Source organism: Kitasatospora sp. NPDC024654, from assembly GCF_055559155.1.
Genome location: NZ_JBVHLF010000022.1, coordinates 1 through 25,584, shown reverse-complemented (window position 1 = coordinate 25,584; position 25,584 = coordinate 1). Strand labels below are relative to the sequence as shown.

22 protein-coding genes and 1 pseudogene are annotated in these 25,584 nt (G+C 72.8%); 9 read left to right on the top strand and 14 right to left on the bottom strand.

Annotation, left to right across the window (positions count from 1 at the left end; translation table 11 throughout):
- Positions 1-44: 44 nt before the first annotated feature.
- Positions 45-1,448 carry a nucleobase:cation symporter-2 family protein gene (locus tag ACZ38L_RS15800; protein WP_465693242.1) on the bottom strand — a complete coding sequence of 468 codons (1,404 nt, stop codon included), beginning with the start codon at positions 1,446-1,448 and terminating at the stop codon, positions 45-47.
- A 449-nt stretch (positions 1,449-1,897) separates the two neighbouring features.
- Positions 1,898-2,971 (bottom strand): tryptophan--tRNA ligase, encoded by a 1,074-nt coding sequence (gene trpS / locus ACZ38L_RS15795; RefSeq protein WP_465693240.1) that lies wholly within the window; start codon positions 2,969-2,971, stop codon positions 1,898-1,900.
- 262 nt (positions 2,972-3,233) lie between these two features.
- Here trpS and ACZ38L_RS15790 point away from each other — a divergent pair, with 262 nt between their 5' ends.
- From ACZ38L_RS15790 to ACZ38L_RS15770, 5 genes are all read left to right on the top strand, one after another.
- Positions 3,234-4,856 carry a purple acid phosphatase family protein gene (locus tag ACZ38L_RS15790; protein ID WP_465693238.1) on the top strand — a complete coding sequence of 541 codons (1,623 nt, stop codon included), beginning with the start codon at positions 3,234-3,236 and terminating at the stop codon, positions 4,854-4,856.
- A gap of 147 nt (positions 4,857-5,003) precedes the next feature.
- The gene (locus tag ACZ38L_RS15785) at positions 5,004-6,002 is read left to right on the top strand and encodes a phosphotransferase family protein (RefSeq protein WP_465693235.1); all 999 of its coding nucleotides are present in this window, start codon (positions 5,004-5,006) and stop codon (positions 6,000-6,002) included.
- Between the two features lie 5 nt (positions 6,003-6,007).
- Positions 6,008-7,231, top strand: a complete 1,224-nt coding sequence (locus ACZ38L_RS15780; RefSeq protein WP_465693233.1) for an acyl-CoA dehydrogenase family protein — start codon at positions 6,008-6,010, stop codon at positions 7,229-7,231.
- A 173-nt stretch (positions 7,232-7,404) separates the two neighbouring features.
- Positions 7,405-8,550 carry an acyl-CoA dehydrogenase family protein gene (locus ACZ38L_RS15775; RefSeq protein WP_465693362.1) on the top strand — a complete coding sequence of 382 codons (1,146 nt, stop codon included), beginning with the start codon at positions 7,405-7,407 and terminating at the stop codon, positions 8,548-8,550.
- Positions 8,547-9,647, top strand: a complete 1,101-nt coding sequence (locus ACZ38L_RS15770) for an acyl-CoA dehydrogenase family protein (RefSeq protein ID WP_465693231.1) — start codon at positions 8,547-8,549, stop codon at positions 9,645-9,647. Before ACZ38L_RS15775 ends, ACZ38L_RS15770 begins: the two co-directional genes overlap by 4 nt.
- Before the next feature lie 148 nt (positions 9,648-9,795).
- On the opposite strand, the gene ACZ38L_RS15765 is transcribed toward ACZ38L_RS15770, so the two are convergent.
- Genes ACZ38L_RS15765 through ACZ38L_RS15755 form a run of 3 tightly spaced genes read right to left on the bottom strand, consistent with a single transcriptional unit; the run spans position 9,796 to position 12,362 of the window.
- Entirely contained in the window at positions 9,796-10,779 is a 984-nt protein-coding gene (locus tag ACZ38L_RS15765) for an NADPH:quinone oxidoreductase family protein (RefSeq protein WP_465693229.1), read from the bottom strand.
- A 12-nt stretch (positions 10,780-10,791) separates the two neighbouring features.
- Positions 10,792-11,610, bottom strand: a complete 819-nt coding sequence (locus tag ACZ38L_RS15760) for an SDR family oxidoreductase (protein WP_465693227.1) — start codon at positions 11,608-11,610, stop codon at positions 10,792-10,794.
- The gene (locus tag ACZ38L_RS15755) at positions 11,607-12,362 is read right to left on the bottom strand and encodes an SDR family oxidoreductase (protein WP_465693225.1); all 756 of its coding nucleotides are present in this window, start codon (positions 12,360-12,362) and stop codon (positions 11,607-11,609) included. Before ACZ38L_RS15755 ends, ACZ38L_RS15760 begins: the two co-directional genes overlap by 4 nt.
- A gap of 166 nt (positions 12,363-12,528) precedes the next feature.
- Here ACZ38L_RS15755 and ACZ38L_RS15750 point away from each other — a divergent pair, with 166 nt between their 5' ends.
- Complete coding sequence (locus ACZ38L_RS15750; protein WP_465693223.1) at positions 12,529-13,146, top strand: TetR/AcrR family transcriptional regulator; 618 nt, start codon at positions 12,529-12,531, stop codon at positions 13,144-13,146.
- 221 nt (positions 13,147-13,367) lie between these two features.
- On the opposite strand, the gene ACZ38L_RS15745 is transcribed toward ACZ38L_RS15750, so the two are convergent.
- The 8 genes from ACZ38L_RS15745 to ACZ38L_RS15710 form a co-directional block, all read right to left on the bottom strand.
- Positions 13,368-14,219 carry a trypsin-like serine peptidase gene (locus ACZ38L_RS15745; RefSeq protein WP_465693221.1) on the bottom strand — a complete coding sequence of 284 codons (852 nt, stop codon included), beginning with the start codon at positions 14,217-14,219 and terminating at the stop codon, positions 13,368-13,370.
- Positions 14,220-14,308: 89 nt separating this feature from the next.
- Entirely contained in the window at positions 14,309-16,405 is a 2,097-nt protein-coding gene (locus ACZ38L_RS15740; protein ID WP_465693219.1) for a putative bifunctional diguanylate cyclase/phosphodiesterase, read from the bottom strand.
- Positions 16,402-17,208 (bottom strand): SAM-dependent methyltransferase, encoded by an 807-nt coding sequence (locus tag ACZ38L_RS15735; protein WP_465693217.1) that lies wholly within the window; start codon positions 17,206-17,208, stop codon positions 16,402-16,404. The genes ACZ38L_RS15740 and ACZ38L_RS15735 overlap by 4 nt, the downstream gene beginning before the upstream one ends.
- Before the next feature lie 117 nt (positions 17,209-17,325).
- Positions 17,326-19,152: a glutamine--fructose-6-phosphate transaminase (isomerizing) gene (glmS, locus tag ACZ38L_RS15730; RefSeq protein ID WP_465693215.1), complete on the bottom strand. Its 1,827-nt coding sequence runs from the start codon at positions 19,150-19,152 to the stop codon at positions 17,326-17,328.
- Positions 19,153-19,223: 71 nt separating this feature from the next.
- On the bottom strand, positions 19,224-19,502 hold the full coding sequence (locus ACZ38L_RS15725; RefSeq protein ID WP_465693213.1) for a hypothetical protein: 279 nt from the start codon (positions 19,500-19,502) through the stop codon (positions 19,224-19,226).
- A gap of 99 nt (positions 19,503-19,601) precedes the next feature.
- Positions 19,602-20,183, bottom strand: a complete 582-nt coding sequence (locus ACZ38L_RS15720; protein WP_465693211.1) for a DUF6114 domain-containing protein — start codon at positions 20,181-20,183, stop codon at positions 19,602-19,604.
- 1 nt (position 20,184) lies between these two features.
- Positions 20,185-20,826 carry a DUF6230 family protein gene (locus ACZ38L_RS15715; protein ID WP_465693209.1) on the bottom strand — a complete coding sequence of 214 codons (642 nt, stop codon included), beginning with the start codon at positions 20,824-20,826 and terminating at the stop codon, positions 20,185-20,187.
- A 141-nt stretch (positions 20,827-20,967) separates the two neighbouring features.
- The gene (locus tag ACZ38L_RS15710) at positions 20,968-21,702 is read right to left on the bottom strand and encodes a TetR/AcrR family transcriptional regulator (RefSeq protein WP_465693207.1); all 735 of its coding nucleotides are present in this window, start codon (positions 21,700-21,702) and stop codon (positions 20,968-20,970) included.
- Between the two features lie 435 nt (positions 21,703-22,137).
- Between ACZ38L_RS15710 and ACZ38L_RS15705 the strand changes: the two genes are divergently transcribed.
- Both ACZ38L_RS15705 and ACZ38L_RS15700 read left to right on the top strand, forming a co-directional pair.
- A complete protein-coding gene (locus ACZ38L_RS15705) occupies positions 22,138-23,076 on the top strand; it encodes a hypothetical protein (RefSeq protein ID WP_465693204.1) in 939 nt (312 codons plus the stop codon).
- 61 nt (positions 23,077-23,137) lie between these two features.
- Complete coding sequence (locus ACZ38L_RS15700) at positions 23,138-23,809, top strand: Tat pathway signal sequence domain protein (RefSeq protein ID WP_465693202.1); 672 nt, start codon at positions 23,138-23,140, stop codon at positions 23,807-23,809.
- A gap of 7 nt (positions 23,810-23,816) precedes the next feature.
- Here ACZ38L_RS15700 and ACZ38L_RS15695 read toward each other — a convergent pair whose 3' ends face one another.
- Positions 23,817-25,175 carry an FAD-dependent oxidoreductase gene (locus ACZ38L_RS15695; RefSeq protein WP_465693200.1) on the bottom strand — a complete coding sequence of 453 codons (1,359 nt, stop codon included), beginning with the start codon at positions 25,173-25,175 and terminating at the stop codon, positions 23,817-23,819.
- A 188-nt stretch (positions 25,176-25,363) separates the two neighbouring features.
- Between ACZ38L_RS15695 and ACZ38L_RS15690 the strand changes: the two are divergent.
- Positions 25,364-25,584, top strand: a pseudogene (locus tag ACZ38L_RS15690) (glycosyl hydrolase family 8); the annotation flags it as partial.

The window sequence follows — 25,584 nt, the reverse complement described above, 5'->3', positions numbered from 1 at the left end:
CCGGCCGGTTCCGCGGGACCGGCCGGCCGTGACCCGGGGCGGGCTCAGGCAGCCGGCTCGCCCAGCCGTCCGACCCGGCCCAGCGCCTCGATCTGGGCCTGCGGGACGTACGCCGGTGGCACCTCCCGCCCCCGGCCGACGTGGTTGAAGAGCAGGTTCAGCGTCACCGCCAGCAGGCAGCCGGCCGAGATGCCCGAGCTGAGGATGGTGGCGACCTGCTGCGGCAGGGCGTGGTAGATGCCCGGGTAGGCGATCGGGAAGATCCCGAAGGCCAGGCTCACCGCGACGATCACCGCGTTCGAGCCGACGCTCAGGTCGGCCCGGCCCAGCGTCCGGATGCCGGCCACCGCCACCGTGCCGAAGAGCACCACTCCGGCCCCGCCCAGCACCGGTTGCGGAACCAGCGCGACCAGACCACCGACCACCGGCAGCAGACCCATCACGACCAGCAGCCCGCCGCCGAGCGCGACCACGAACCGGCTGCGGATCCGGGTCAGCGCCACCAGGCCGATGTTCTGCGCGAAGGCCGAGCAGATGAAGGTGCCGAAGACCCCGCCGAGCGCGCTGGCCAGGCCGTCGGCCCGCAGGCCGCCGGCGATCGTCCGGGCGTCGGCCGGGCGCTCCACCACCTCGCCGAGCGCGATCATGTCGGCGGTGGACTCGGTCATCGACACCACCATCACCACCAGCATGGCGACGATCGAGGAGACCTCGAACCGCGGGGCGCCGAAGGCGAACGGGTGCGGCAGCTCGAAGACCGGCAGGCTGCGCAGGGTGTGGAAGTCCACCCGGCCCAGCGGGATCGCCACCAGCGTGCCGAGCAGCAGGCCGATCAGGATCGAGATCCGCTGCAGGAATCCGGTCAGGAAGCGGTTCAGCAAGAGCACGGTGAGCAGCGTGAAGGCGGCCAGCCCGAGGTTGACCGGCGAACCGTAGCTCTTCGAGGTCGCGTCACCGCCCTGCGCCCAGTTGCCCGCCACCGGAAGCAGCGAGACCCCGATCAGCGTGATCACCGTCCCGCTGACCACCGGCGGGAAGAACCTGACCAACCGGCAGAAGGCCGGTGCCAGCAGGAAGCAGCAGACCCCGGCGACCATGGTCGAGCCGAGGATCAGCGGCAGCGCGGCGCCCTTGCGGGCCGCCAGCACGGCCAGGATCGGCGAGACGGTCGCGAACGAGACGCCGTTGACGAACGGCAGCCGCGACCCGACCCGCCAGAACCCCAGGGTCTGCAGCAACGTGGCGATGCCCGCGACGAAGAGGGTGGCGGCGAGCAGCGTGGTCAGCTGGGCGGGCGTCAGGCCGGCCGCACCGCCGATGATCAGCGGTGGCGCGGCGACCCCGGCGTACATGCTGGCCACGTGCTGCAGCGCGACCGCGGCCATCCGGCCGGGTGGCAGCAGCTGGTCGACCGGGTGCGCGGGCTGCTCCGGGTCGTGACGGCGCATGGGTGGTCCTCCACATCTGACGCCACCTCGGCACTGAGACGGCGTCGGGCGGACGGCGGGCCGGCCCGGCCGACCGGGGCAGCCCACCGCTGGCGGCTTCGGGTCCGGGCACGACGACCGAAGTGCTGGGACGGTGCACGGTGACGCTGGGACGACCCTGGTGGGCGGCGGTGGGGGCCGCCCACCTCCGGCACCCGCGGCGAACGGGTCCGGTCCATGAGCTCCTGCTGGGCTGCTGCTGGGTGCTGCTGTGCGCACGACCTTGCCATCCGGGCACAGGGGATTCCGCATCTCGGAACAACAATTTCGTGTTGCAGGAAATCTAGAAACCCCGCCTCCCCTCGTCAAGAGATCCGGTTCCACAATCTGTAGACCGCTACACCCTTGGAGCTTCGTCCAAGCCCGGCGGACGAGCCGGCGGACGAGGCCGCCGAGCGGGCCGCCCTCCGCTAGGCCATCCCCATCGCGGCGTTGACCTCGGCCAGCGTGGCGTCGGCGATCTCGCGGGCCCGCTCGTTCCCGCGGGAGAGGACGGCACGCAGGTGGGCGCGGTCGGCGGCGAGCGCGGCACGGCGGGCCCGGAACGGGCGCAGGTGCTCGTTGACCGCCTCGGTGACCACCGCCTTAAGCCGACTGGCCCCCGCGTCGCCGATCTCGGCGGCCACCGTGTGCGGGTCGCGGCCCTGACAGAGCGCGGCCAGCAGCAGCAGCCTGGACACCTCCGGGCGACCGGCCGGGTCGTAGCGGATCCGGCGGTCGGCGTCGGTCTTGGCGCCGCGCAGCAGCCGGGCGGTCTCGTCCTCGTCCGCGCCGAGCGCGATGGCGTTGCCACGGCTCTTGCTCATCTTGCCGCCGTCCGTGCCGAGCAGCAGCGGGGCGGCCGAGAGGAGCGCCTCCGGGATCGGGAAGACCGGTGGACCGCCGTTGCCGTAGCGGGCGTTGAAGCGGCGGGCGATGGTCCGGGTGGCCTCCAGGTGGGGCAGCTGATCCTGGCCGACCGGGACGATCCCGGCCTTGCAGAACAGGATGTCGGCGGCCTGGTGCACCGGGTAGGTGAGCATCAGGCCGCTCACGCCGGCCTGTCGGGAGTGCGCGATCTCGTCCTTGACCGTCGGATTGCGGTGCAGTTCGGCCACGCTGACCAGGCTGAGGAAGGGCAGCAGCAGCTGGTTGAGGGCGGGCACCGCACTGTGCCGGAAGATCACGGTACGTTCCGGATCCAGCCCGAGGGCCAGGTAGTCGACCATCAACTCCTCGACGAAGAAAGGTAGTTGATCGGCCGTGTCGCGGTCGGTGAGCACCTGGTAGTCCGGGATCACGATGAACAGCTCGGCACCCTCGGACTGCAGCCGCAGGCGGTTCAGCAGGCTGCCGAAGTAGTGGCCGAGATGGAGGGGACCGGTCGGGCGGTCGCCGGTCAGCACCCGGGGCAGCTCCGCGGCGGTCCGGGGCACGGCGGGACGGGCGAGGGCGGTCCGGGCGGCGCGGGTGGCGTGCGACGGGGCCGGGTTGGGCAGCGTCATCGGGGCTTCTCCTCCGGTGTGGGTCGGCCGTCCGGCGGACCCGTGCAGTGGAGCAAGCAAGAGGGCCGTCCAACCGGACGGCCCAGGGCATGGGAAATGCGCAGCCGTCCTAGGACGGCCACCAGCTGAGCGGGAGCAGCAGAGTGCGCATGGGTCCCACTGTAACCGTTCAGGACGGCGTCCGACACCGTTCACCGGTTCGGCGGGCGGCACCCCTAGCCTGAGCGGCCGTCATATCACCAGAGCTGTGAGGAGATTCCGCGTGGACAGTGCCATCAACGGCGGTGCCGACCAGGGGAGTGACGCGAACGGCGTGAGCCGTCGCACCGCGCTGCGGCTGGCCGGGGTGGGCGGCGCGCTGACCGCGGCGCCGCTGCTGACCGCCGGCCCGGCGGACGCGGCGGACGGCGCCGGTGGCCAGGGCTCGCCACTGCTGCTCACCCGGCCGGAGGCACTCGGTGCCCCCGCCGTCGAGGGGCTGCACCTGACCTTCGGCGCCGACCCGTCCCGGGAGATGACCGCCTCCTGGACCACCGACGGCCCGGTGCGCAACCCCCGACTCCGACTCGGCTCGCTGGACGGCGGCTTCGGCCGGACCGTGGCCGCCGAGACCCGCACCTACACCGACGGCGTCAGCAACCGGACCGTCTACACCCACCACGCCCGGATGCGGAACCTCCACCCCGGCAGCTACTACACCTACGCGGCGCTGCACGACGGCGGCCGCCCGGACGCCGGCACCTTCCGCACCGCGACCCAGGGCCGGCAGGCCTTCACCTTCACCAGCTTCGGCGACCAGGCGGTGCCGGACACCACCTGGCAGCCGGACGGCAAGGGCGACTTCACGGTGGTGCCCAGCGGGATCGCCTCCCCCGCCTCGGCGGACATCGTGGCCGGGATCGAGCAGCTGGACCCGCTCTTCCACCTGCTGAACGGCGACCTCTGCTACGCCAACATCAGCCCGGACCGACTGCGCACCTGGCAGGGCTTCTTCGCCAACAACACCCGCTCGGCCCGCTACCGCCCGTGGATGCCGGCCGCGGGCAACCACGAGAACGAGAAGGCCAACGGACCGATCGGTTTCTCCGCCTTCCAGACCCGTTTCGACCTGCCCGACAACGGCGGCGACAGCGAGTTCGCCGGGCTCTGGTACTCGTTCACGGTCGGCTCGGTGCATGTGGTGGTGCTGCAGAACGACGACGTCGCCTACCAGGACGGCGGCGACGCCTACGTGCACGGCTACAGCGGCGGCGCCCAACGGGCCTGGCTGGAGCAGGACCTGCGCAGGGCCCGGGCCGACCGGTCGATCGACTGGGTGGTGGTCTGCATGCACCAGGTGGTGGTGAGCTCCTCGGACGCCAACGGCGCCGACCGGGGCGTGCGCGAGCAGTGGGGCCCGCTCTTCGACCGCTACCAGGTCGACCTGGTGGTCTGCGGGCACGAGCACAACTACGAGCGCTCGCTGGCGGTGCGCGGCACGGTCGCCGGCTCCGAGACGCTCACCCCGGCGCCGGTCTCCGGCGCGACCGACCTGATCGACACCTCGCAGGGCACCGTGCACATGGTGCTCGGCGGTGGCGGCACCTCCTCGCCGACCAACGGCAAGTTCTTCGCCCCGGCCAGGGCCAAGGTGATCACCGGGGTCGGTCCGGTGGCCGCGGGCGGCAAGCGGCCGCCGGTGTACGTGTACGAGGACGCGCCCTGGGTGGGCGTACGCGACCTGGACCACTCGTACGGCTTCGCGGCGTTCACCGTGGACCCGGGCAGCGGGCCGGGCGCGACCACCAGCATCCACGTCACGTACTACACGGTCGCCCAGCCGGACGGGACGATCAGCCCACTGGAGAGCTTCGTGCTGCACCGCCGCCGCTCCGACGGCCACTGAGCCTCCTCCCGCCCGCTCCGGGCCGCGTCCGCCACCCAGGCGGCCGCGGCTCGCGCGTTCGTGCCGCCCGTTGACATCCCGCCTCGCCGGCATGAAGCTAAGCAAGCGCTTAGTCATCTTCGTGCGGGCACTCTTCGTGAGGACACCATGACCGACAATCCCCCCGGGCTCGACCTCCAGCGACTCGCCGACCACCTGGGGGCCGGCCCGCTCCGGGCCGAGTTGATCGAGGGCGGCCGCTCCAACCTGACCTACCGGCTCACCGACGGCACCGAGCGGTGGGTGCTGCGCCGGCCCCCACTGGGACACGTGCTGGCCACCGCGCACGACATGACCCGCGAGTACCGGGTGCTCACGGCGCTGCACGGCTCGTCGGTCCCGGTCCCGCGCACGGTGCGGCTGGTGACCGACTCCGAGGTGATCGGCGCGCCGTTCTACCTGATGGAGTTCGTGCCCGGCACCGCGCACCGCAGCAGCGCGGAGCTGGCGGCGCTCGGACCGGAACGGGTCCGGGCGCTGGCCGACCACCTGGTGGACACCCTGGTCGCGCTGCACGCCATCGACCCGCGGGAGGTCGAGCTGGCCGACTTCGGGCGCCCCGAGGGCTTCCTCGCCCGCCAGGTCCAGCGCTGGGGCAAGCAGTTGGCGGCCTCCCGGAGCCGGGAGGTGCCGGGGATCGACGAGCTGGCCGCCCAGTTGGCCGCCACCCTGCCGGAATCCCCCGCCCCGACCCTGCTCCACGGCGACTACCGGCTGGACAACGTGCTGATCGGTCCGGACGACCGGATCACCGCCGTGCTGGACTGGGAGATGTCCACCCTCGGCGACCCGCTCACCGACCTCGGCCTGCTGGTGATGTACACCCAGCTGGCCGGCCGCTTCGCCGGGGTGATCCCGGGCGTGGCGCTCGCGCCGGGCTTCCCGTCCAGCGCCGGACTGGTCGACCGCTACGCGCGGGGCTCCGGCCGGGACGTCTCGGCGGTGCCCTGGTACGTCGCGTTCGCCTCGTTCAAGCTCGCCGTGGTGCTGGAGGGGATCCACTTCCGCTACAGCCAGGGCCGTACCGTCGGCGCCGGCTTCGACCGGGTCGGCGAGCTGGTCCCGCGCTTCGTCGAGCACGGCCTGACCGCCCTCAAGGAGAGCTGAGAGAGATGGACTTCGGTTACGACGCCCGCACCGAGCGGCTGCGCGAACAGCTCACCGCCTTCCTGGAGCAGCACGTCCACCCGGCCGAGCCGGTGCTGGACGCCCAACTCGCCGACCCCGCGCGGGAGCGGTGGGCGACCCCGCCGATCATCGGCGAACTCCAGCAGGAGGCCCGGCGACAGGGCCTGTGGAACCTCTTCCTCCCCGGGGACCTGGGCGCCGGCCTGACCAACCTCCAGTACGCCCCGCTCGCCGAACTCACCGGCCGGAGCATCCAGTTGGCCCCCGCGGCGGTCAACTGCGCGGCCCCGGACAGCGGGAACATGGAGCTGCTCGCCGAGTTCGGCGACGAGGCGCAGCGCAAGCAGTGGCTGGAGCCGCTGCTCGCGGGTGAGATCCGCTCGGCCTTCGCGATGACCGAACCCGACGTCGCCTCCTCGGACGCGAGCAACATCGAGACCCGGATCGAGCGCGTCGGCGACGAGTACGTCGTCAACGGCCGCAAGTGGTACATCACCGGGGCGATGAACCCGAACTGCCGGATCTTCATCGTGATGGGCAAGACCGACCCGACCGCCGACCCGCGCCGCCAGCAGTCGATGGTCCTGGTGCCGCGGGACGCTCCGGGGGTGACCGTCGAGCGCGGCATGACCGTCTTCGGCTACGACGACCGGGACCACGGGGGCCACGCCGAGGTGCTCTTCGAGGACGTCCGGGTGCCGGCCGCGAACCTGATCGGCGCGGAGGGCTCCGGTTTCGCCATCGCCCAGGCCCGGCTGGGACCGGGACGGATCCACCACTGCATGCGGGCGATCGGGATCGCCGAGCGGGCACTGGAGCTGATGTGCCGGCGGGCGACCGAGCGGGTCGCCTTCGGCAAGCCGTTGGCCGCGCAGGGCGTGGTGCGGGACTGGATCGCCGAGTCCCGGGTGCGGATCGAGCAGGCGCGGCTGCTGGTGCTGAAGACCGCGTGGCTGATGGACACCGTGGGCAACCGCGGAGCGCACACCGAGATCCAGGCCATCAAGATCGTGGTCCCGCAGACCGTCGAGTGGATCCTCGACAAGGCCGTCCAGGCGCACGGCGCGGCGGGGGTCAGCCAGGACACCCCGCTCGCCCACCTCTGGGCCGGCAACCGCACCCTCCGGCTGGCCGACGGCCCCGACGAGGTACACCGCCGCTCACTGGCCCGCCGCGAACTGCGCAAGTACGAGGGGGTGCGCGGGTGAGCACCGACCCGGCCGCTGCGGGAGAGCACCGCTCTCAAAAAGAAGCACCACTCTCTCAGGAGGCCTCCGCCCTCGCTCGAGAGCACCGCTCACAAACACGAGCACCGCTCTCCTCGACTGCCGCCCCCACCGCCCCTCCCAGCGTCGAAGAGCTCCGCTCTCGAACGCGAGCACTGCTCTCGGCCCACCCGCCCGCGAGCACCGCGCCCCTCGACTTCCTGCGCGCCCGCTTCGACGCCGGCCTGGCCTGGGTGCACTTCCCTGTCGGGCTCGGCGGCCTCGGCGCCCCACGCGCGCTGCAAGCCGTCGTGGACGCCCAACTGGCCGCGGCCGGTGCGCCCGACAACGACCCGCGCCGGATCGGTATCGGCCTCGGCATGGCCGCGCCGACCATCCTGCGCTACGGCACCGAGGAGCAGAAGTTCCGCCTGCTGCGCCCGCTCTGGACCGGCGAGGAGGTCTGGTGCCAGCTCTTCAGCGAGCCCGGCGCCGGCTCCGACCTCGCCGCCCTGGCCACCCGCGCGGCCCTCGGCCCCGACGACGTCTGGACGGTGGACGGCCAGAAGGTGTGGACCTCCTCCGCCCACACCGCCCGCTGGGCCATCCTGATCGCCCGCACCGACCCCACCGTCCCCAAGCACCGGGGCATCACCTACTTCGTCTGCGACATGACCGACCCCGGGGTCGAGGTCCGCCCACTGCGCCAGATCACCGGCGAGGCCGAGTTCAACGAGGTCTTCCTGACCGGCGTGCGGATCCCCGACGGCGACCGGCTGGGCCCGGTCGGCGAGGGCTGGCAGGTCGCGCAGACCACGCTCAACAACGAACGGGTCTCCATCGGCGGCCAGCGGACGCCCCGCGAGGGTGGCCTGATCGGCATCGTCGCCGAAACCTGGCGCGAGCGCCCCGAGTTGCGCACCCCCGAACTCCACCAGCGGCTGCTCCAGCACTGGGTGGACGCCGAGGTGCTGCGGCTGACCGGCGAGCGGCTGCGCCAGCAGCTGGCGGCCGGCCAGCCGGGCCCGGAGGGCGCCGGCACCAAGCTCGGATTCGCTCGGCTGGCCCAGGAGTTGACCGGTTTCGAGGTCGAACTCAGCGGTGAGGAGGGCCTCTCCTACGATGACTGGACGATGGTCCGGCCCGAACTGGTGGACTTCAACGGCCGCGAGGCCGGCTACCGCTACCTGCGGGCCAAGGGGAACTCCATCGAGGGCGGCAGCTCGGAGATCCTGCGCAACATCATCGCCGAGCGGGTGCTGGGCCTCCCACCCGAGCCGCGCACCGACAAGGACGTCCCCTGGAAGGATCTGGCGCGATGAACCTGCTCTACTCGGAGGTCGAGGAGGAACTGCGGGCCAGTGTGCGCGCACTGCTCGCCGACCACAGCCCGGCCGCCGTGACGCTGGCCCGGATCGAGGCACCGGACGTTCACGACCCGGCGCTCTGGCGGACCCTGGCGGCCGACCTCGGCACGGCCGGGCTGCCGGTGCCCGAGGCGCTCGGTGGCGCGGGCGCCTCGGTGCGCGAGACCGCCGTGGTGCTGGAGGAGTTGGGGCGCTCGGTGGCGCCGGTGCCGTTCCTCGGCAGTGCCGTGCTGGCCACCACCGCGCTGCTGGCGGCGGGTGATCCGGCGGTGGCCGACCTCGCCGACGGGACACGGACCGGCAGTCTGGCCGTCCCGCTCTCCACCGCGCCGGGGCGCCCGTTCACCCCGTCGGTGCGGCGGGACCCGGACGGCACGCTGAGCGGACGGGTCACCTCGGTGGCCGACGCCCGCTCGGCCGACCTGCTGGTGGTCCCCGCCGAGGGCGGCGCACTCTTCGTGGTCGAGCCGGCGGCGGGCGGCTGCACGATCGAACCGCGCCGCTCGCTGGACCTGACCCGCCCACTCGCCGATGTGCTGCTGGACCGCGCTCCGGCCCGCCAACTGGCTGATGAACCGGCCGTGTTGGAGCGCACCCTACAGGCCGGAGCCGGCCTGCTCGCCTCCGAACAGCTGGGCATCGCCGAGTGGTGCCTGGCCGAAACGGTCGGATACCTGCGCGAGCGCCGGCAGTTCAACCGTCCGGTCGGCTCGTTCCAAGGGCTCAAGCACCGGCTGGCCGACCTCTGGCTGCAACTGACCGGCGCCCGCGCGGCGGCCCGCCACGCGGCCGACGCCCTGGCCGCCGAGACCGTCACCGCCACCGTCCTCTCCCCCGACACCGCGATCGCCGTGGCGGTCGCCCAGGCACACTGCGGCGCGGTGGCGGTCCGGGCCGCCGAGGAGTGCGTCCAGCTGCACGGTGGGATCGGGATGACCTGGGAGCACCCGGCCCACCTCTACCTGAAGCGTGCCAAGGCCGATCAGCTCGCCCTCGGCACCCCGGGGCACCACCGGTCCCTGCTCGCCGGGTTGACGGATCTCCCGGCCTGACCAGCCAGACCGGCCCGACCGGCCAGACCGGCCAGACCGGCCCGACCGTTCGGAGCAGGGGCCGGCAAGGCGCCTGCCGATCCACTCCCGGCCGGCCCGAACGACGACGCGGCGGCGGAGGCGGACGGCGTTCGGGCCCGGCGGACCGTCAGACGAGCACCACGACCCGCCCCGTCGTGCCGCCCTCCGCGACCCGCTGGACACCGTCCGCCGCCTGGTCGAACGGCAGTCGCTCGCTCACCAGCGGCCGGATCACGCCCGCCTCGGCCAGCTTGCTCAGCTCCTCGTGGGCGGTCCGCACCGACTGCGGGTCCTTGGTGTTGTAGAGGCCCCAGTGCAGGCCCAGTACCGAGTAGTTCTTCACCAGCGCATGCCCGAGCGCGGGCGTCGGGATGGTCCCACTGGCGAAGCCGACCACCACGATCCGCCCCTCGAAGGCGACGCACCGGGTCGAACCGGCATAGGCGTCACCACCCACCGGGTCGAAGACCACATCCGCCCCGCGTCCGCCCGTGGCCTCCTTGACCGTCGCCACGAAGTCCTCCGACTTCCGGTCGATCACCACGTCGGCACCCAACTCCCGTGCCACCGAGGCCTTCTCGGCACCACCCACGACACCGATCACCCGCGCCCCGGCCGCCCTGCCGAGCTGCACGGCCGCGCTGCCCACCCCGCCGGCCGCGGCGTGCACCAGCAGCGTCTCCCCGGCCCGCAGCGCGGCCCGCCGGTGCAGCCCGAACCAGGCGGTCTGGTAACCGATGTGCAGCGCAGCGGCCTCGGCGTCGTCCAGGGCGGCGGGCGCCGGGAAGGCGGAGCCGGCGTCCAGCAACGCGTACTCGGCGAACGCCCCGCCGGGCAGCACCGGATTCCCGATCACCCTCCCCCAGCCCCCGGCCGGGGGGACCCCCTCCCCCGAGAGGACTTCACCGCACAGCTCGACGCCCGGGGTGAACGGCAGCGGCGGCTTCACCTGGTACATGCCGAGACACATCAGCGCGTCCGGGAAGTTGACCGCCGCCGCCCGCACCCGGACCAGCAGCTGCCCCGGCCCCGGCTCGGGCACCGGGACGTCCTCGGCCAGCCGCATCACGTCCCGCGGCAACCCCAACTCGCCTACCTGCCAAGCCTTCATACCGACCAGTCCTCAGTCCCGTGCCTCGACGTCGCGTGCCTCGACGATCTTCTGCTGCAGGTGGTTCATCGCCCCGAGCCAGCGGTCCGGGTCGGTGGCCCGGGCCGCGTAGTAGTCGGCCACCGCGGGGTGCGGCAGGATCAGGAACCGTTCCTCCGCCAGCGCCCGCAGCACCGACCGCGCCACCTCCTCCGGCTCCAGCGCGTCCGCCGCCAGCAGGGCCTGGCCGACCTCGCCGGACTCCGCCAGGATCCGGGTCCGCACCCCCTGCGGACAGAGTGCGTGTACACGCACACCGCGGTGCCGGTAGGTCGCGGAGAGCCACTCGGCGAAGGCCAGCGCGCCGTGCTTGGTGACCGCGTACGGCGCCGAGCCGAGCATGGTGAGCAGCCCCGCCGCCGACACGGTGGCCACGAACCGCCCGCCACCGCGCTCCAACCACTCCGGCAGCAGCAGCTCGGCGGCCCGGACGTGGGCGAGCACGTTCACCTCCCAGGCGGACTCCCAGGCCCGCCCCGGGGCGTCCGCGCCACCGGTGGGTGCGACCCCGGCGTTGGCGCAGAAGACGTCGATCCCGCCCAACTGGGTCCGGGCCGCCTCGATCAGCGCGGCGACGCCCGCCCGGCTCGCCGCGTCGCCGGGCACCGCGAGTGCGCCGATCCCCGCCGCGGTCCCGGCGGCCGCCTCCGGGTCGAGGTCGTTGACCACCACCCGGGCGCCCGCCGACGCGAAGGCAGTGGCCAGCGCGGCCCCGATCCCGCGCCCGGCACCGGTGACCACCACCCGCGCCCCGACTGCACTGAAGCCGGCGTCCACTCCCCCCGCGCTCAAAACCCGCCACCCAGCGTCACGCCACCGTCCACCACCAGGGTCTGCCCGGTGATCCAGGCCGCCTCGTCCGACAGCAGGAAGGCCACCGCTCCCGCGACGTCCGCCGGCACGCCGAGCCGCTTCAGCGGGTACGCCACCGCGACCTCCTCCTCCCGGTCCAGGTAGAGCGCCTCGGCGAAGCGGGTCTTGACCACCGCCGGCGCCACCGCGTTGACCCGGATCCGCGGGCCCAGCTCGCCCGCCAGCTCCATGGTGAGCCGGGACAGCGCCGCCTTGCTGACCCCGTACATGCCGATCCCGGGCGAATTGCGCAGCCCGGCGACCGAGGAGACGTTGACGACCGCGCCGCCGTGCTCGCGCATCCAGGCGGCGTGCGCCAGCCGGGTCCAGGCCAGCGGGCCGAGCACGTTCGCGGTGAGGATCTTCGCCGCGGCGGCCGGATCGGTCTCCAGCACCGGCCCGAACACCGGGTTGATCCCGGTGTTGTTGACCAGCAGGTCGAGCCGGCCGAAGGCCTCCGTGGTGCGGGCGACCGCGTCCTGCTGGTGGGCCGGGTCGTCGGCCTTGCCGGCCACCGCGATCGCGTGCTCCGCACCGCCCAGCTCGCGCACCGCCTCGGCGAGCGGCTCGGGCGTCCGGGCGGTGACGCAGACCTGGGCGCCGCGCTCCACCAGCTCGCGGGCGATGCCGAGCCCGATTCCCCGGCTGGCGCCGGTGACCAGCGCTACCTGTCCCTTGAACGAATGCGTCATGGCCGTCCTCACTCGGATGCTGCTGCGGGGGTGTCCGTCGCGGACGCCTGCCGCCGCGAACGTCCGCGGCCGGCCTACGCGGCGGTAACTAAGCGCTTGCTTAGCATGTTGTCCCCGGGCCACACTGTCAACCGTCCGTGACCCGCCCCATGCGAGGATGTCGCTCATGACCGAACCGCAGCACCTCGCCGACCTGTGGCCCGGGGACCGGCCCGAGGCCGCACGGCGGCTGCTGCTCGCCGCCGTCGAGGCCTTCGCCACCCGCGGCTACCACGCCACCACCACCCGCGACATCGCCACCGCCGCCGGAATGAGCCCGGCCGCGCTCTACATCCACTACGCCTCCAAGGCCGCGCTGCTCGCCGAGATCAGCCGGAACGGGCACGCCGGCACGCTCGCGCTGGTCGAGGCGGCGGTGGCGGAGAGCACCGACCCGCGCGAGCAGATGCGCCGACTGGTGGCGGCGTTCACCGCCTGGCACGCCCGCGGCCACACCGTCGGGCGGATCGTCAACTACGAGCTGCGGGCACTGCCGGCGGAGGACTTCGAGGTGGTCGCCGAGCTGCGCCGACGGATCGAGGACACCGTGATGCGGGTGATCGAGGCGGGCGTCGCGGCCGGCCTCTTCGACGTCCCGCCGGCCACCACCCGCACCACCGCCCGCGCGGTCACCTCGCTCGGCATCGACGTCGCCCGCTGGTACAACGAGCGCAGCACCGAGACCCCGGAACAGCTCGGCGACCGCTACGCGACCCTGGTCCTGCGGATGGTCGGCGCCCGGTAACGGTCGCCGGGCCGGCGGCCCGACGCGGGTGGCAGCCGGACGCGGACGGCGGCCCGACGCGGACGGCGGCGCGGGCAGGCAAGCCCACGCCGCCGTCTGGGCCACGGGCCGGCTCCGCCGCGGCACCACGGAGAGCGGCCCGGCGGCCGCGATCAGCGCCACGGGTGTCGCGCGGGCGCACCCGGCCGAGGACGTCCCGACCGGCGCCCGGGGAACACCGGTCAGGGGGTGGGCAGCGTGCACCCGGGCAGCGTCAGGTCGAGCTGGTTGCCGGGCGCGAAGCAGGCCGGCAACAGATAGGTCTCCTCGGCGTAGTCGGTTCCCCGATGGACCGTCACATTGCCGTTCTGGTCGACCTCGCAGGGATTGTCGAGGGTACAGCTCTCGCCGTCCTCGTTGCCGGTGTTGTTGACCGCGACCAGCAACCCGGTGTTGGTGTCGATCACCGGCGAACCCGACGTACCCGCGACGGTGTCGCAGGTCGAGGTGTAGCGAACCGAGTCGTCCCAGACCCAGTTCGCCTCGTGCAGCTGGTACACGAAGCCGTCGATGCCACACGAGTAGGTGGTCCGCCAGTACCCGGAGACCACCTCGATCGGCTCGCCCACCGTGGGATGGTCCGGCGAGACGGTCAACGGGCTGATGCCGTAGCGCTGCTGGATCGCCGCGTAGCTACTGGTGAGCTGGTAGAGCGTCACGTCGGTGTTGGTCATGGTGGCGTACACGACCTTGCTCGCCCGCAGGGTTCCGAGTCTGCCGCCGGAGGCGCTCAGCAGCGTGAAGCTGCGACTGGACGGCTGGTCGGTGATCACCTGCCCCGGGTCGGGCATGCCGGTCTCCAGGCAGTGACCGTTGGTCAGCACCAGGGCCGGGTCGGTGGCAACGGAGTCGGGCATCCGCACCACCGAGCCGGAGCAGTCGCTCAGGGCGACCGTCCCGGCGAAGCTCACGGTGGTCGCGGGCGCGACGGTGGACCCGACCGGGACGGCGGCCTGCGCCGGAACCGCGCCGGCCAGCGCGCTGGCCGAACCGAGCAGCAGGGCGGCGAGCGCGCCGAGAAGAGGCTTCTGCACAGCGGGACTCCTTGTCGTCGGTCCCGCCAAGGTGGCCCGTACATGCCCAACTGTCAAGAGAGAAAGCGGCGGTGACCAGCGACCCGGCGCTAGCGAACGTCCGTCCCGGTGATCCGGCGGACGATCTCCTCCGGCCGGGCCGGCCGACCGAAGTACCAGCCCTGGGCCCGGTCGCAGCCCATCTCGCGCAGCCGCCCGGCGTGGTCGGCGTTCTCCACGCCCTCCGCCGTGACGGTCAGCCCGAGCGTGTGGGCGAGCGAGACCAGACCGCCCACGATCCGCCAGCCGAGCACCTGCTCCTTGCCGGAGTCCTTCAGGTCACTGACGAACGAGCCGGCGATCTTCAGGCAGGAGACCGGTAGGTCGCGCAGATAGGCCAGGTTGGACCAGCCGGTCCCGAAGTCGTCGACGGCGAGCGAGACGCCCAGGTCGACCAGCGAGTGCAGGGACCGCAGCGACTCGTCCTCCGGGCCGACCACCGCACTCTCGGTGATCTCCAGTTGCAGCCGGGCCGGGTCCAGCCCGGTGGAGCGCAGGATCCGGTCGATGTCGCCGACCAGCCCCGCGTTGCGGACCTGCCGGACCGCCAGGTTGACGTTGACCTGCGGCGCCCGGTCGCCGAACCGGGCCGCCCAGTCCGCCGCCTGGCCGCAGGCCTGCTCCAGCACCCAGCGGCCGAGCGGCATGATCAGCCCGGTCTCCTCGGCGGTGCCGATGAACTCGTCCGGGCCGAGCACGCCCAGCTGTGGGTGCCGCCAGCGGACCAGCGCCTCGACCGCCGCGAGCCGGCCGCTCGCGAGGTCGCAGAGCGGCTGGTAGTCGATGAAGAACTCGCCGCGGTCCAGCGCCACCGGCATCCGCACCGAGACCGCGTACCGGCTCACCGCGCGGGCGTTGCGCTGCGGGTCGAAGAGCGTCCAGCGGCCTCGCCCCTCCTCCTTGGCCCGGTAGAGCGTCAGGTCGGCGGCGCGTACCGCGGCCAGCGGCGTGGTCGCGGCGACCGGCCGCTCCAGCACGCCCACGCTGGCACCCACCGCCAACCGGTGCCCGTCGATCGGCACCGGTTTGGCGAGCGCCGCCAGCACCGTCTTGGCCGCCGCGACCGCCTCCTGCTCGCCCCGGCAGTCCTCCAGCAGCACCACGAACTCGTCGCCGCCCAGCCGGGCCACCAGGTGCCCGAGCGGGCGCAGCGCGGTCTCCAGCCGCAGCGCCACGGCGGCCAGCAGTTGGTCGCCCATCCCGTGGCCCAGGCTGTCGTTGACCACCTTGAAGCCGTCCAGGTCGACGTAGCAGAGCCCGAACCGGGCCCCCGGCTCGGGTGACTCGAACAGCGCCTCCAGCCGCTCGAAGAAGGCCGAACGGTTCGGCAGCCCGGTCAGCGGGTCGTGGGTGGCCTGGTGGCGCAGCCGCTCCTGGAGCCGGTAGCGGTCCGTGATGTCCTCCAACATCGCCACCTGGTACACCGGGGTGCCTTCGTCGTCACGGATCAGCGAGACGGTCAGGTGGGTCCAGACCACCTCGCCGTCCGCCCGGTAGTACGGCTTGTCGAACTGGAAGTGCTCGCGCTTGCCGCTGACCAGCTCCTCGTAGGCCTCCCAGACCCCCGGGGTGTCCTCCGGGTGCACCAGGTCGTCGACCCGGCGGCCGCGCATGTCCTCCGGACGGGCACCGAAGATCTCCTGGAGCGCCTTGTTCACCGCCAGGATGTTGCCCTCGACGTCGCCGATGCCGATCCCGATCGCCGCGCTCTCGAAGAGCGCCCGGAACCGGGCCTCGGACTCCCGCAGTGCCCGTTCGGCGTCCCGACGGGCGGTGTCGGCGGCCAGCCGGATGGCCTCCTGCTCGCGCAGGGTGCGCTCACGCAGCGCCGCCGCCCACCCGGCCGCGAAGGCACCGGAGAGCGCCGGGGACAGCTCGCTGGTCTGGAGCAGCTGGACCGCCCGGGCCAGCAGGTCGGGGTCGGTGAAGTGGTGGTCCACCAGCAGCGCGCCGGCCTCCGCGGCGGGGGCGGTGTCGAACGGTCCCTCGTGCTGCTGGGCCTGGTGCAGCAGCGCGCTGGTCCGCTTGACCAGCCGGCGCAGTGCCACGGGGTGCATCGCGGCGCCCTGGCCGCTGCGCAGCAGCCGTGCCCAGTCCTCCGCGAAGGCGGCGACGGCACGCTCGTCCGCCGCCCGGGCCGTGGTCACGTCCGCAGCCCCACCCCGGCCACGCCGGTCATCCGCTCCGGATGCGAACCCACCGAGGTCGGATCCTCCGGCCGCCACTCCGGCAGGAAGACCACGCCGGGCTCGACCGGTTCGAAGCCCTCGAAGAGGCCGGTGATCCGCTCGATCCCGCGCATGGTCAGCGGGTTGGGGGTTCTGGCGTAGAGGTCCTGGTGGGAGTCGGCCTGGTCGGGACGGCCCTCCAGCGAGGCGTGGCTGAGCGCCATCGCGCTGCCCGGCGGCAGGGCGTCGCGCAGCGTGCGGACGATGCCCTCCGGGTCCTGCTCGTCGCCGACGAAGTGCAGGACGGCGACCAGCAGCAGCGCCACCGGCTCACCGGGGGCCAGCAGCTCGGCCACCTCGGGGCGGTCCAGCAGGTCGGCCGGGTCGGTGAGGTCCGCCTGCACCACCCGGCTCAGCGGGTCGTCCTGCAACAGCAGGCGGCTGTGCGCGACGGCGACCGGGTCGTTGTCCACGTAGACCACCCGGGCTTCCGGATGGATCTCCCGGGCCACCTCGTGCACCGGCCCGAAGGTCGGGATGCCCGAGCCGATGTCCAGGAAGCGGGTGATGCCGCGCTCGGCCAGGAACTGGACCGAACGGCGCAGGAAGGCCCGGTTGGCGCGCATGATCAACGGCAGGTCGGGCCAGAGCTTCATCGCCTGCCGGGCCATCTCGCGGTCCGCGGCGAAGTTGTGCGAGCCGCCGAGGTAGTAGTCGTACACCCGAGCCGCGGCCGGCCGGTCAAGATCCATGCCCGCGGGTACCCATGGCGGTCTCCGCATCTGGGACCCCTTCCGGAACAGGAATAGACAAGAGGCACGGGGATCATCCTATGAATGGGCCATCCCTCGCAACCGCCGGCCCCGACGCGGAGCGATCCGCGCCGGGCCGGCGGGCGCCTACTCGACCGTCACGCTCTTCGCCAGGTTGCGCGGCTTGTCGACGTCCCGCTCCAGGGCCACCGCCGCGTGGTAGGAGAGCAGCTGCAGCGGGATGTTGAGCAGCAGCGGGTCCAGCTCCGGCTCGCTCTTGGGGACGGTGATGCTGTGGTTGGCCAGCTTCGGGTCGTGCACGCGGTGGCCGACCGCGATCACCCGACCGGCCCGGGCCCGGATCTCACCGAGCGTGGTGAGGTTCTTGTCGAGCAGCTCGTCGTCCGGAACCAGCGCCACGGTGGGCAGTTCGGGGCTGATCAGGGCCAGCGGGCCGTGCTTCAACTCGCTTGCCGGGTAGGCCTCGGCGTGCACGTAGCTGATCTCCTTCAGCTTCTGCGCACCCTCCCGGGCCACCGGGTAACCACGTACCCGGCCGATGAACATCATGCCCTGGCAGTCGGCGTACTCGGCGGCCAGCGCGGCGATCTCCTTCTCCTGCTCCAGGATCTCCTGGATCTGGCCGGGCAGTGCCTTCAGGCCCTCGACGATCCGGCGGCCGTCGGCCGGCGAGAGGTCGTGGATCCGGCCGAAGTGGAGTGCCAGCAGCGCGAAGGCGACCACGGTGGAGGTGAAGGCCTTGGTGGAGGCGACCGAGATCTCCGGCCCGGCGTGCAGGTAGATGCCGCCGTCGCAGGCCCGGGCGATGGCGCTGCCGACCGTGTTGACCACGCCCAGCACCCGACCGCCCTTGCGCTTGACCTCCTGCACGGCGGCCAGCGTGTCGTAGGTCTCGCCGGACTGGCTGACCGCGACGTAGAGGGTGTCCGCCTCGATCACCGGGTTGCGGTAGCGGAACTCCGAGGCCGGCTCGCTGTCGGCGGGGATCCGGGCCAGCTCCTCGATCAGCTGGGCACCCATCTGGCCGGCGTAGTAGGCCGATCCGCAGCCGATGATCTTCACTCGGCGGATGTCGCGCAGCTCCCGGGGCTCCAGGTTCAGGCCGCCCAGGTGCGCGGTGGCGAAGCGCTCGTCGAGCCGGCCGCTGAGCGTGCGCTCGACGGCGGCGGGCTGCTCGTGGATCTCCTTGACCAGGTAGTGCGAGTGCCCGGCGGTGTCGTAGGAGTCGATCTCCCAGTCCACGGTGGAGGGCTGACGGTTCGTCGGGCGCGCGTCCTCGGTGAAGGTGCGGAATCCGTCGGCCCGCACCACGGCCAGCTCGCCGTCCTCCAGGTGCACCACCTGGCGGGTGTAGCGGACCAGCGCGGCGACGTCGGAGGCGGCGAACATCTCCTTCTCACCGATGCCGAGCACGATCGGGCTGCCGTTGCGGGCCACCACGATCCGGTCCGGCTGCTCGGCGTCGAGCACGGCGATGCCGTAGGTGCCGACCACCAGGGCGAGCGCGGAGCGGACCGCCTCCTCCAGCTCGGTGCCCTCCGCCGCGTGCGCGGCGACCAGGTGGACCAGCACCTCGGTGTCGGTCTCCGAGCGGAACACCGCGCCCTCGGCGGTGAGCTTCTCGCGGAGCTGGTCGGCGTTCTCGATGATCCCGTTGTGCACCACCGCGAAGCGCTCGGCGTTGTCCAGGTGCGGGTGGGCGTTGGCGTCGCTGGGCTCGCCGTGGGTGGCCCAGCGGGTGTGGCCGATACCGGTGGAGCCCTTGAAGCGGGCCGGCACGGCGGCGGCCAGGTCGGCCACCCGGCCCTTGGTCTTGCGCACCTTCAGGCCCGCGCCCTTGCCGGTGACGGCGACCCCGGCCGAGTCGTAACCGCGGTACTCCAGGCGCTGCAGGCCTTCGAGCAGGAAGGGGGTGGCGTCCTTGGGGCCGATGTAGGCGACGATTCCGCACATGGCTGGTGGCTCTCCTGAGGGTGGGAGGGACGGGTGGGGTACGGCGGGGCCCGGCGGGTGGGCTCGGCGGCTCAGCCGTAGACGATGCGGCGCAGTTGGCGGGCCGACAGCTCGGGTGCCACGACCCGGCGGGCGGGCAGCTCCTCGGCGATCCGCGTGAAGATCTGCTCGTTGGTCAGTCCACGCGCCTGCAGCTCGGCATGCCGGCGCTGGACGTACTCGCCGGTGGTCTCGTTGAAGTACGCGAGCACCTCGGCGACCACCCGGGCGGCCTCGCCCGGGGCCAGCGCGCTGGTGCGGGTCAGGTGGGCGAGCAGGTCGCCGTACTGGGGTGGTGGAGTGGTGGACACGGAGAGCGAGCCTAGGCGTACGGTCGGAATAAACCAAGAATCCTGCCCGATATCGGGCAGGATTCTCAGTTTCGACGCCGCTCGGCCTGGCTGGCGGCCTCAGGCCGGGGTCGCCGAGCCACCCCGGCCGCGCCGCAACAGGCGACGCCGGGCCGGTTGCTCGGGCAGCCATCCGAAGGCCAGCGAGCCGCCGATCAATCCGAGCAGCATGCCCAGCAGGAAGCCCCCGAGATTGGAGGTGATCCAGGTGCCCAGGGTCAGCAGCACGGCGAGGATCGAGTAGAACAGCCGCTGGGCCGGGTTGAAGAGCAGCAACAGGCCGGTGACCAGCAGCAGGATCGGCACCAGGTAGCCCGCCAGACCCTGCATGCCGATGTGCAGGATGACGGGCAGCGGCGCCTTCTCGGTGACCAGGATCTCCGCACCGGCCAGGGTGACCAGCAGGCCACCCCAGAACGGCCGGCGACCCCGCCAGGCGGCGAAGGACCGGACCCGGGCGACGGGGACGACGGGAGCGGCGACGGCGGACGCGGGGACGGGCGCCTCCACCTCAGGGGCCCCGACCTCGGCGGCGGCGACCTCCCACGCGACGGGCTCCGGCACGGCGGCCTCCGGAACGGCGGGCTCGACCTCGGCCCTCATCCCGGGGTCCGCCCCCTCCGGCTCCGGCTCGTCCGTCACCTCAGCAACCCTGGCTGCTGAAGCTGAGGCGTAGCCCCGGCAGCTTGAACGACGCCGCCGTGGTGGCGTAGTTGTCCTGCCGCAGGTTCTGGATGGTCACGGTGTCCGACTGCTGCCCGAAGACCCCAGCCGGACCCGCCACCCCCGCCTCGTTCAGGGTGCTGGCGTCCCCGCCGATCTGGATGTTGCCGAACTGGGCGTCGCCGGTGAGCAGGTCGGAGTCGGTGGTCAGTTCGCTCGCGGTCACCGGGGTGCCCTGGTTGCCCGCGGTGATCTTCAGATTGGTGCCGCCCAGGTTGACGCTCTGGCACAGGTTGGTCAGCGTGGCCTGCTTGACCGCGGAGACCGCGACCAGCACCTGGCCGCCCGTCTTCCCGGCGTTGGGGCTGTTCGGGATCATGTGGTCCATCGCGCCGAACTGCTCGAACCCGGTGCCGTCCAGCCGGTCGGCGGTGACGGAGAAGGCCATGCCGGAGATGGAGAACTGGGCGGCCAGCACGCCCTGCGCGGTGAGCCCCATCAGGACGGCTCCGGCCGCGACGGCCGGCACCGCCATCAGCGCCGCTCGACGTAGCCGGACCCGCCCCTTCCGACCTGGGCCGGGTGCCACCGGCTCCGGCGTGGACGCTTCGGACATGGCCATGTGTGCTCCAGGGTGTCGTTGTGGACCGGTGGTTCACCAACACGTCGTCCTGGCGCGGACAGCGTCCACGGGAGTAGCCAACCACCATCCCTGGCAGGGGAGTTGATGATAGCGACAACCTCCGTGGCAGTTCACTGGAAGTTATCTCGCGGTCGACGGAGGGTCAAGGGGTTCCGGGTGCGCCCGCGCCGCCCGCCGGTCCGCGGCCGCGGACCGCCCGGGCCGGTCCAGGGTGCAGGCGAGCACCGGCTTGGGCCACGGCGCCCCAGCCGCCTCGGCCCTGGCCAACCGCTCGGCCGCCTCCACCGGACCGAGGAAGGGCGCCAGCGCGAACTGCGCCAAGGTCGGTAGCAGGTAGGGGAGTTCGGCGTGCCGGTCGGCCGCTATGCAGCGGTAGATGCTGGCGTGCAGCCCGCCCACCACGGTGTCGGTGAGCAGCTCGGCGGCCACCCCGTCCGGCGGCGCCGGACACTCGGCGAAGAGCCGGCGGAACCTGGTCAGCAGCCGCTCGCGCACCAGCCGCCCGGCCGGTCCGAGCGCGTCCAGCTCGACCACCGCCATGGTGGCGAAGGCCGGCACCTCCGCGAGGATCGCCAGCAGTGCCCGCAGCGCGGCCTGCACCCCGGCGCACCAGTCCGACTGCGCCGCGAAGGCCTCCTCCATCCGGCGGATCACCACTGCCGTGCCGTGCCGGTGCGCGGCCAGGTAGGCCTCCTCCTTGCCGCTGAACTGCTCGTAGAAGACCGGCCGGGTGACCCCGGCGGCCTGGCAGATGTCGCTCACCCGGGCACCCGCGTAGCCGTGCCGGGCCACCGTGTGCACCACGCCGTCCAGCAGCCGGTCACGCTGGGTCGCCGCCACCACTTCGGGGGGCAACCGGCTCGGTCCACGGCGGATCGACCGGGCGGGATCCCGGCCACTACGAGTGCCCGGTAGCACGGACTCGTCGGACAGCGTGGCGAATTCAAGATTTATTGTCAACTCGTGTGCCATCCCTTGACGATGACGAAGAGTCAGGTTTAGAACCTTCACAGGTTTTCAATGTTTCGGCACTGTTGCTTCCCGGCCTCGGGGGCTATCCGGCCTCGGGGCAGTGCCGGTTTCCGCAGCCCGCCGGGCGGGTTCGGAGGAGGGCGCGGCGAACTCGTGACGCCCCCAGTATGGCGAAGGCGGGCCGCGGTGGCAGCCGTCCGGACCCGCCGGCTCTCCGGCCGTACACCCGCTCGTGGCGCCGAGCGGACTGCTCCGAACTCCCCGGCGGGGCTGTCCCGTTGCTCCCGCTCACCCCCGTGCCGTGAGGAGTACCCCCGCATGCCTCGAGCCCCTCGGTCACTTGGCCGGATCGCTGCCGTCGCCGCTGCCGCCACCGGCCTCCTGGTCGGTGCCGTCCCGGCACACGCCGCCGGCGGCGCGCCCGGTGGCCCGTACACCGGGATGGGCGCCTGTCCGGTGACCGCACCGGCCATGACCGACCCGACCAACCTCCAGGTCGGCTGCGTGGTCTCGGTGACCCAGGCCGGCAGCTTCACCGTCGGCACCACCACGGTGCCGCTCACCTCGCCGATCACGCTGCAGTACGGCGTCTACTGGGACAAGTCGGCCCCGGTGGTGAAGTTCCCCGACGGCAGCACCGCCAACCAGTACCGCACCGTCGCACCCACCGGCGCCGCGCTGCTCGACGCGCAGCCCGCCCAGATCACCATCCCCGGCATCACCAACTTCCTGCCCGGCATCACGAGTATCTTCGCCCAGGTCGAACTGGCCGGTCCGGTCACTGACTTCACCCCGTTGGCGGCCGGCGAGTCCTATCCGGTGTTCCAACTCCCGGTGAAACTCCACCTGTCCAACCTCTTCTTCGGCGACGACTGCTACCTCGGTTCGGACACCTCGCCGATCGTGCTGCGGCCGACCACCGGCCGTACCGCGCCTCCGCCTCCCGCCCAACCGATGACCGGCAGCCCCGGCACGATCAGCGTGGCCGGCGACCCGAACGGCCACCACTCCCTGATCGCCTCGTTCACCGGCGCCCAGTTGGTGGACAACACCTTCAGCGTGCCCGGCGCCACCGGCTGCGGCCTGGGCGGCATCCTCGACCCGGTGATCGACCTGGTCATGGGCCTGCCCTCGGGCGCCGGCCAGGGCTCGGTGAGCTTCCAGCAGACCGACACCACACTCGCCCTGGACACCAGCCTGAGCGACCTGACCGGCGCCCTCGCCGCGTCCGCCGGCAGCTCGACGGTCCAGCGCTGAGCCCCCTCGGCCCCCGTTCCCTCCCCATCCCACCCCACCCCAGTGGAAACGAGGAACTCCCGTGCGCAACCGTCTCTACCTCGGCGCGGCCCTGACCGCCCTCGCCGCCGCCGTGCTGCCCGCGTTGCCCGCCTCGGCGGACGGCCCCGCCGTGCTGACCTACGGCTCGGCCGGCGGCAGCCCGGCCGCGGTCGGTGACGCGCTCACCGCCTCACTCAGCCCCAACACCGCCGCGACGCTCTACTCCACCGCCGCCGGCGGCACCGGGGTCAGCTGCGCCTCCTCCGGCTTCACCGCCACCGTCGCCTCGAACCCGAGCGCGCCGGGCACCGCCGTGGAGACCCTGACCAGCCAGACCTTCGGCAACTGCAGCGCGGTCAACATCCCGGGCGTGATGGGCGTGCAGAGCGTGACGGTGGACAACCTCAGCTACAGCAACGACGTCAGCGACGCGACCGGCAGCCCGGTCACCCTGAACCCGACCACGGGCCCGGTCCAGACCGACATCGTGCTGCAGACCCTGCTCGGCACGGTCACCTGCAGCTACCAGGCCTCGCCGAGCAGCCTCTCCGGCACCACCTCCAACACCGACCAGAGCATCAGCTTCAACGCGCAGCCGTTCACCTTGAGCAGCGGCCCGGCCACCTGCTTCTCGGCCGGGTACTTCACCGCCGCCTACGGCCCGGTGACCGACACCAGCCAGGCCGGAAGCCCCAGCATCTACGTCAACTGACCTTTGTTCAGAGCTGGTTGGCCGCCTTCCGGGCGGCCACCAGCACCGGGTCCCAGACCGGCGAGAACGGTGGCGCGTAGCCAAGGTCCTGGTGGACCAGCTGCTCCACCGTCAGCCGGCCGGCCAGCGCGACCGCGGCGACGTCGATCCGCTTGGCGGCGCCCGGTCCGCCGACGATCTGCATTCCGAGCAGCCGCCCGGTGCCGTGCTCGGCCAGGATCTTGACGGTCAGCCGGGGCGCCCCGGGCAGGTAGCCCGCCTGCGCGGTCGACTCCACCACCGCCACGGTGTGGCGAAGGCCGGCCGCGGTCGCCTGCCGCTCGGTCAGCCCGGTGCGGGCGATCTCCAGGTCGCACACCCGGGTCACCGCGGTGCCGACCACGCCGGGGAAGGCGGCCCGGCCACCGCCCAGGTTGGTGCCGATCACCAGCCCGTGCTTGTTGGCGTGGGTGCCCAGGGCGACGTGCTGGTGACGGCCGGAGACCAGGTTGAGCACCTCGACGCAGTCCCCGCCGGCCCAGACGTCCTCGGTGCCGAGCACCCGCATCGTCTCGTCGGTGCGCAGCCCGCCGTAGACGCCGAGCGGCAGGCCGGCCGCCCGGGCCAGCGCCGTCCGTGGCCGCACCCCGAGCCCCAGCACCACCAGGTCGGCCGGGTGCTCGCCGGCCGTGCTGCGCACCGCGCGCGGCCGCCCGTCCGGCCCGAGCAGCACCTCCAGCGCCTCGGTGCCGGGCAGCACCGCGACGCCGAGCCTCTCCAGCCCCTCGCGCACCAGCCGGCCGAGGTCCGGGTCGAGGGTGGGCATCGGCTCCGGCGTGCGGTGCAGCATGGTGACCTCCAGGCCACGGCGCAGCATCGCCTCGGCCACCTCCACGCCGATGTAGCCGCCGCCGACCACCACCACCTGCCGCACCCCGTGTCGTAGCGAGTCCAGCAGCGCCGCACCCTCGTCCAGCGTCTGCACCCCGTGCACACCGGGCGCGGTGAAGCCGGGACGGTCCGGGCGGACCGGCTCGGCGCCGGTGGCGATGAGCAGGTGGTCGTACCCGGTCCACTGCTCGGCGCCGGTGGCGAGCTCGCGACCGCGCACCCGGCGGCCGACCGGGTCGATCTCCACCACCTCGGTGCCCAGCCGCAGGTCGATGCCGCGGGACCGGTGCTCGGCGGGTGTCCGGGCGATCAGCGCGTCGCGCCCGGGGACCTCGCCACCGACCCAGTACGGGATGCCGCAGGCCGAGTACGAGCTGAACGTGCCGCGCTCGAAGGCGGTGATCCGCAGCTGGTCGAGCCCGCGTCGCCGCCGGGCCTGGGAGGCCGCGGACATGCCCGCCGCGTCCGCGCCGATGACCACCAGATGCTCCGTCATAACCGTGCCCCGATCTGCCGGTGGGCGTCCCTGACGGACCACCACGGCCCGCGCGGCTCCCATCATCGATCACGCGGCGCCGCGTGGGGTGCCGTGTCGGGTCCGGCGCGGGGTCATGCACGGGTATTGACATGCCCTTGGCTAAGTTAAGAAACTTTCCTAACTCCCTCCTCCCCACCGGAGAGCTGATGTCCCCTCGACCGTCCCCTCGAATCCGCCGGCTCGTGGCCGCCGGCTCCGCACTCGCCACCACCACGCTCGGCCTCGGCCTGGCCGGCGCGGCCCCCGCCACTGCCACCGCCGCCGGCGCCAGCCACCCGTTCCCGACCCACGTGACCTACCGGGTCGGCGTGATGCCCTCGGCCTCGCAGTCGGCCCGGGACGCCGCCGTCGAGAAGGAGTACGACTC

What these genes read in the sequence shown, in the direction of transcription:
- ACZ38L_RS15800 (WP_465693242.1), bottom strand. Translation starts at nt 1,448, where the DNA reads ATGCGCCGTCACGACCCGGAGCAGCCCGCGCACCCGGTCGACCAGCTG.
- trpS (WP_465693240.1), bottom strand. Translation starts at nt 2,971, where the DNA reads ATGACGCTGCCCAACCCGGCCCCGTCGCACGCCACCCGCGCCGCCCGG.
- ACZ38L_RS15785 (WP_465693235.1), top strand. Translation starts at nt 5,004, where the DNA reads ATGACCGACAATCCCCCCGGGCTCGACCTCCAGCGACTCGCCGACCAC.
- ACZ38L_RS15780 (WP_465693233.1), top strand. Translation starts at nt 6,008, where the DNA reads ATGGACTTCGGTTACGACGCCCGCACCGAGCGGCTGCGCGAACAGCTC.
- ACZ38L_RS15770 (WP_465693231.1), top strand. Translation starts at nt 8,547, where the DNA reads ATGAACCTGCTCTACTCGGAGGTCGAGGAGGAACTGCGGGCCAGTGTG.
- ACZ38L_RS15765 (WP_465693229.1), bottom strand. Translation starts at nt 10,779, where the DNA reads ATGAAGGCTTGGCAGGTAGGCGAGTTGGGGTTGCCGCGGGACGTGATG.
- ACZ38L_RS15755 (WP_465693225.1), bottom strand. Translation starts at nt 12,362, where the DNA reads ATGACGCATTCGTTCAAGGGACAGGTAGCGCTGGTCACCGGCGCCAGC.
- ACZ38L_RS15750 (WP_465693223.1), top strand. Translation starts at nt 12,529, where the DNA reads ATGACCGAACCGCAGCACCTCGCCGACCTGTGGCCCGGGGACCGGCCC.
- ACZ38L_RS15735 (WP_465693217.1), bottom strand. Translation starts at nt 17,208, where the DNA reads ATGCGGAGACCGCCATGGGTACCCGCGGGCATGGATCTTGACCGGCCG.
- glmS (WP_465693215.1), bottom strand. Translation starts at nt 19,152, where the DNA reads ATGTGCGGAATCGTCGCCTACATCGGCCCCAAGGACGCCACCCCCTTC.
- ACZ38L_RS15715 (WP_465693209.1), bottom strand. Translation starts at nt 20,826, where the DNA reads ATGGCCATGTCCGAAGCGTCCACGCCGGAGCCGGTGGCACCCGGCCCA.
- ACZ38L_RS15705 (WP_465693204.1), top strand. Translation starts at nt 22,138, where the DNA reads ATGCCTCGAGCCCCTCGGTCACTTGGCCGGATCGCTGCCGTCGCCGCT.
- ACZ38L_RS15695 (WP_465693200.1), bottom strand. Translation starts at nt 25,175, where the DNA reads ATGACGGAGCATCTGGTGGTCATCGGCGCGGACGCGGCGGGCATGTCC.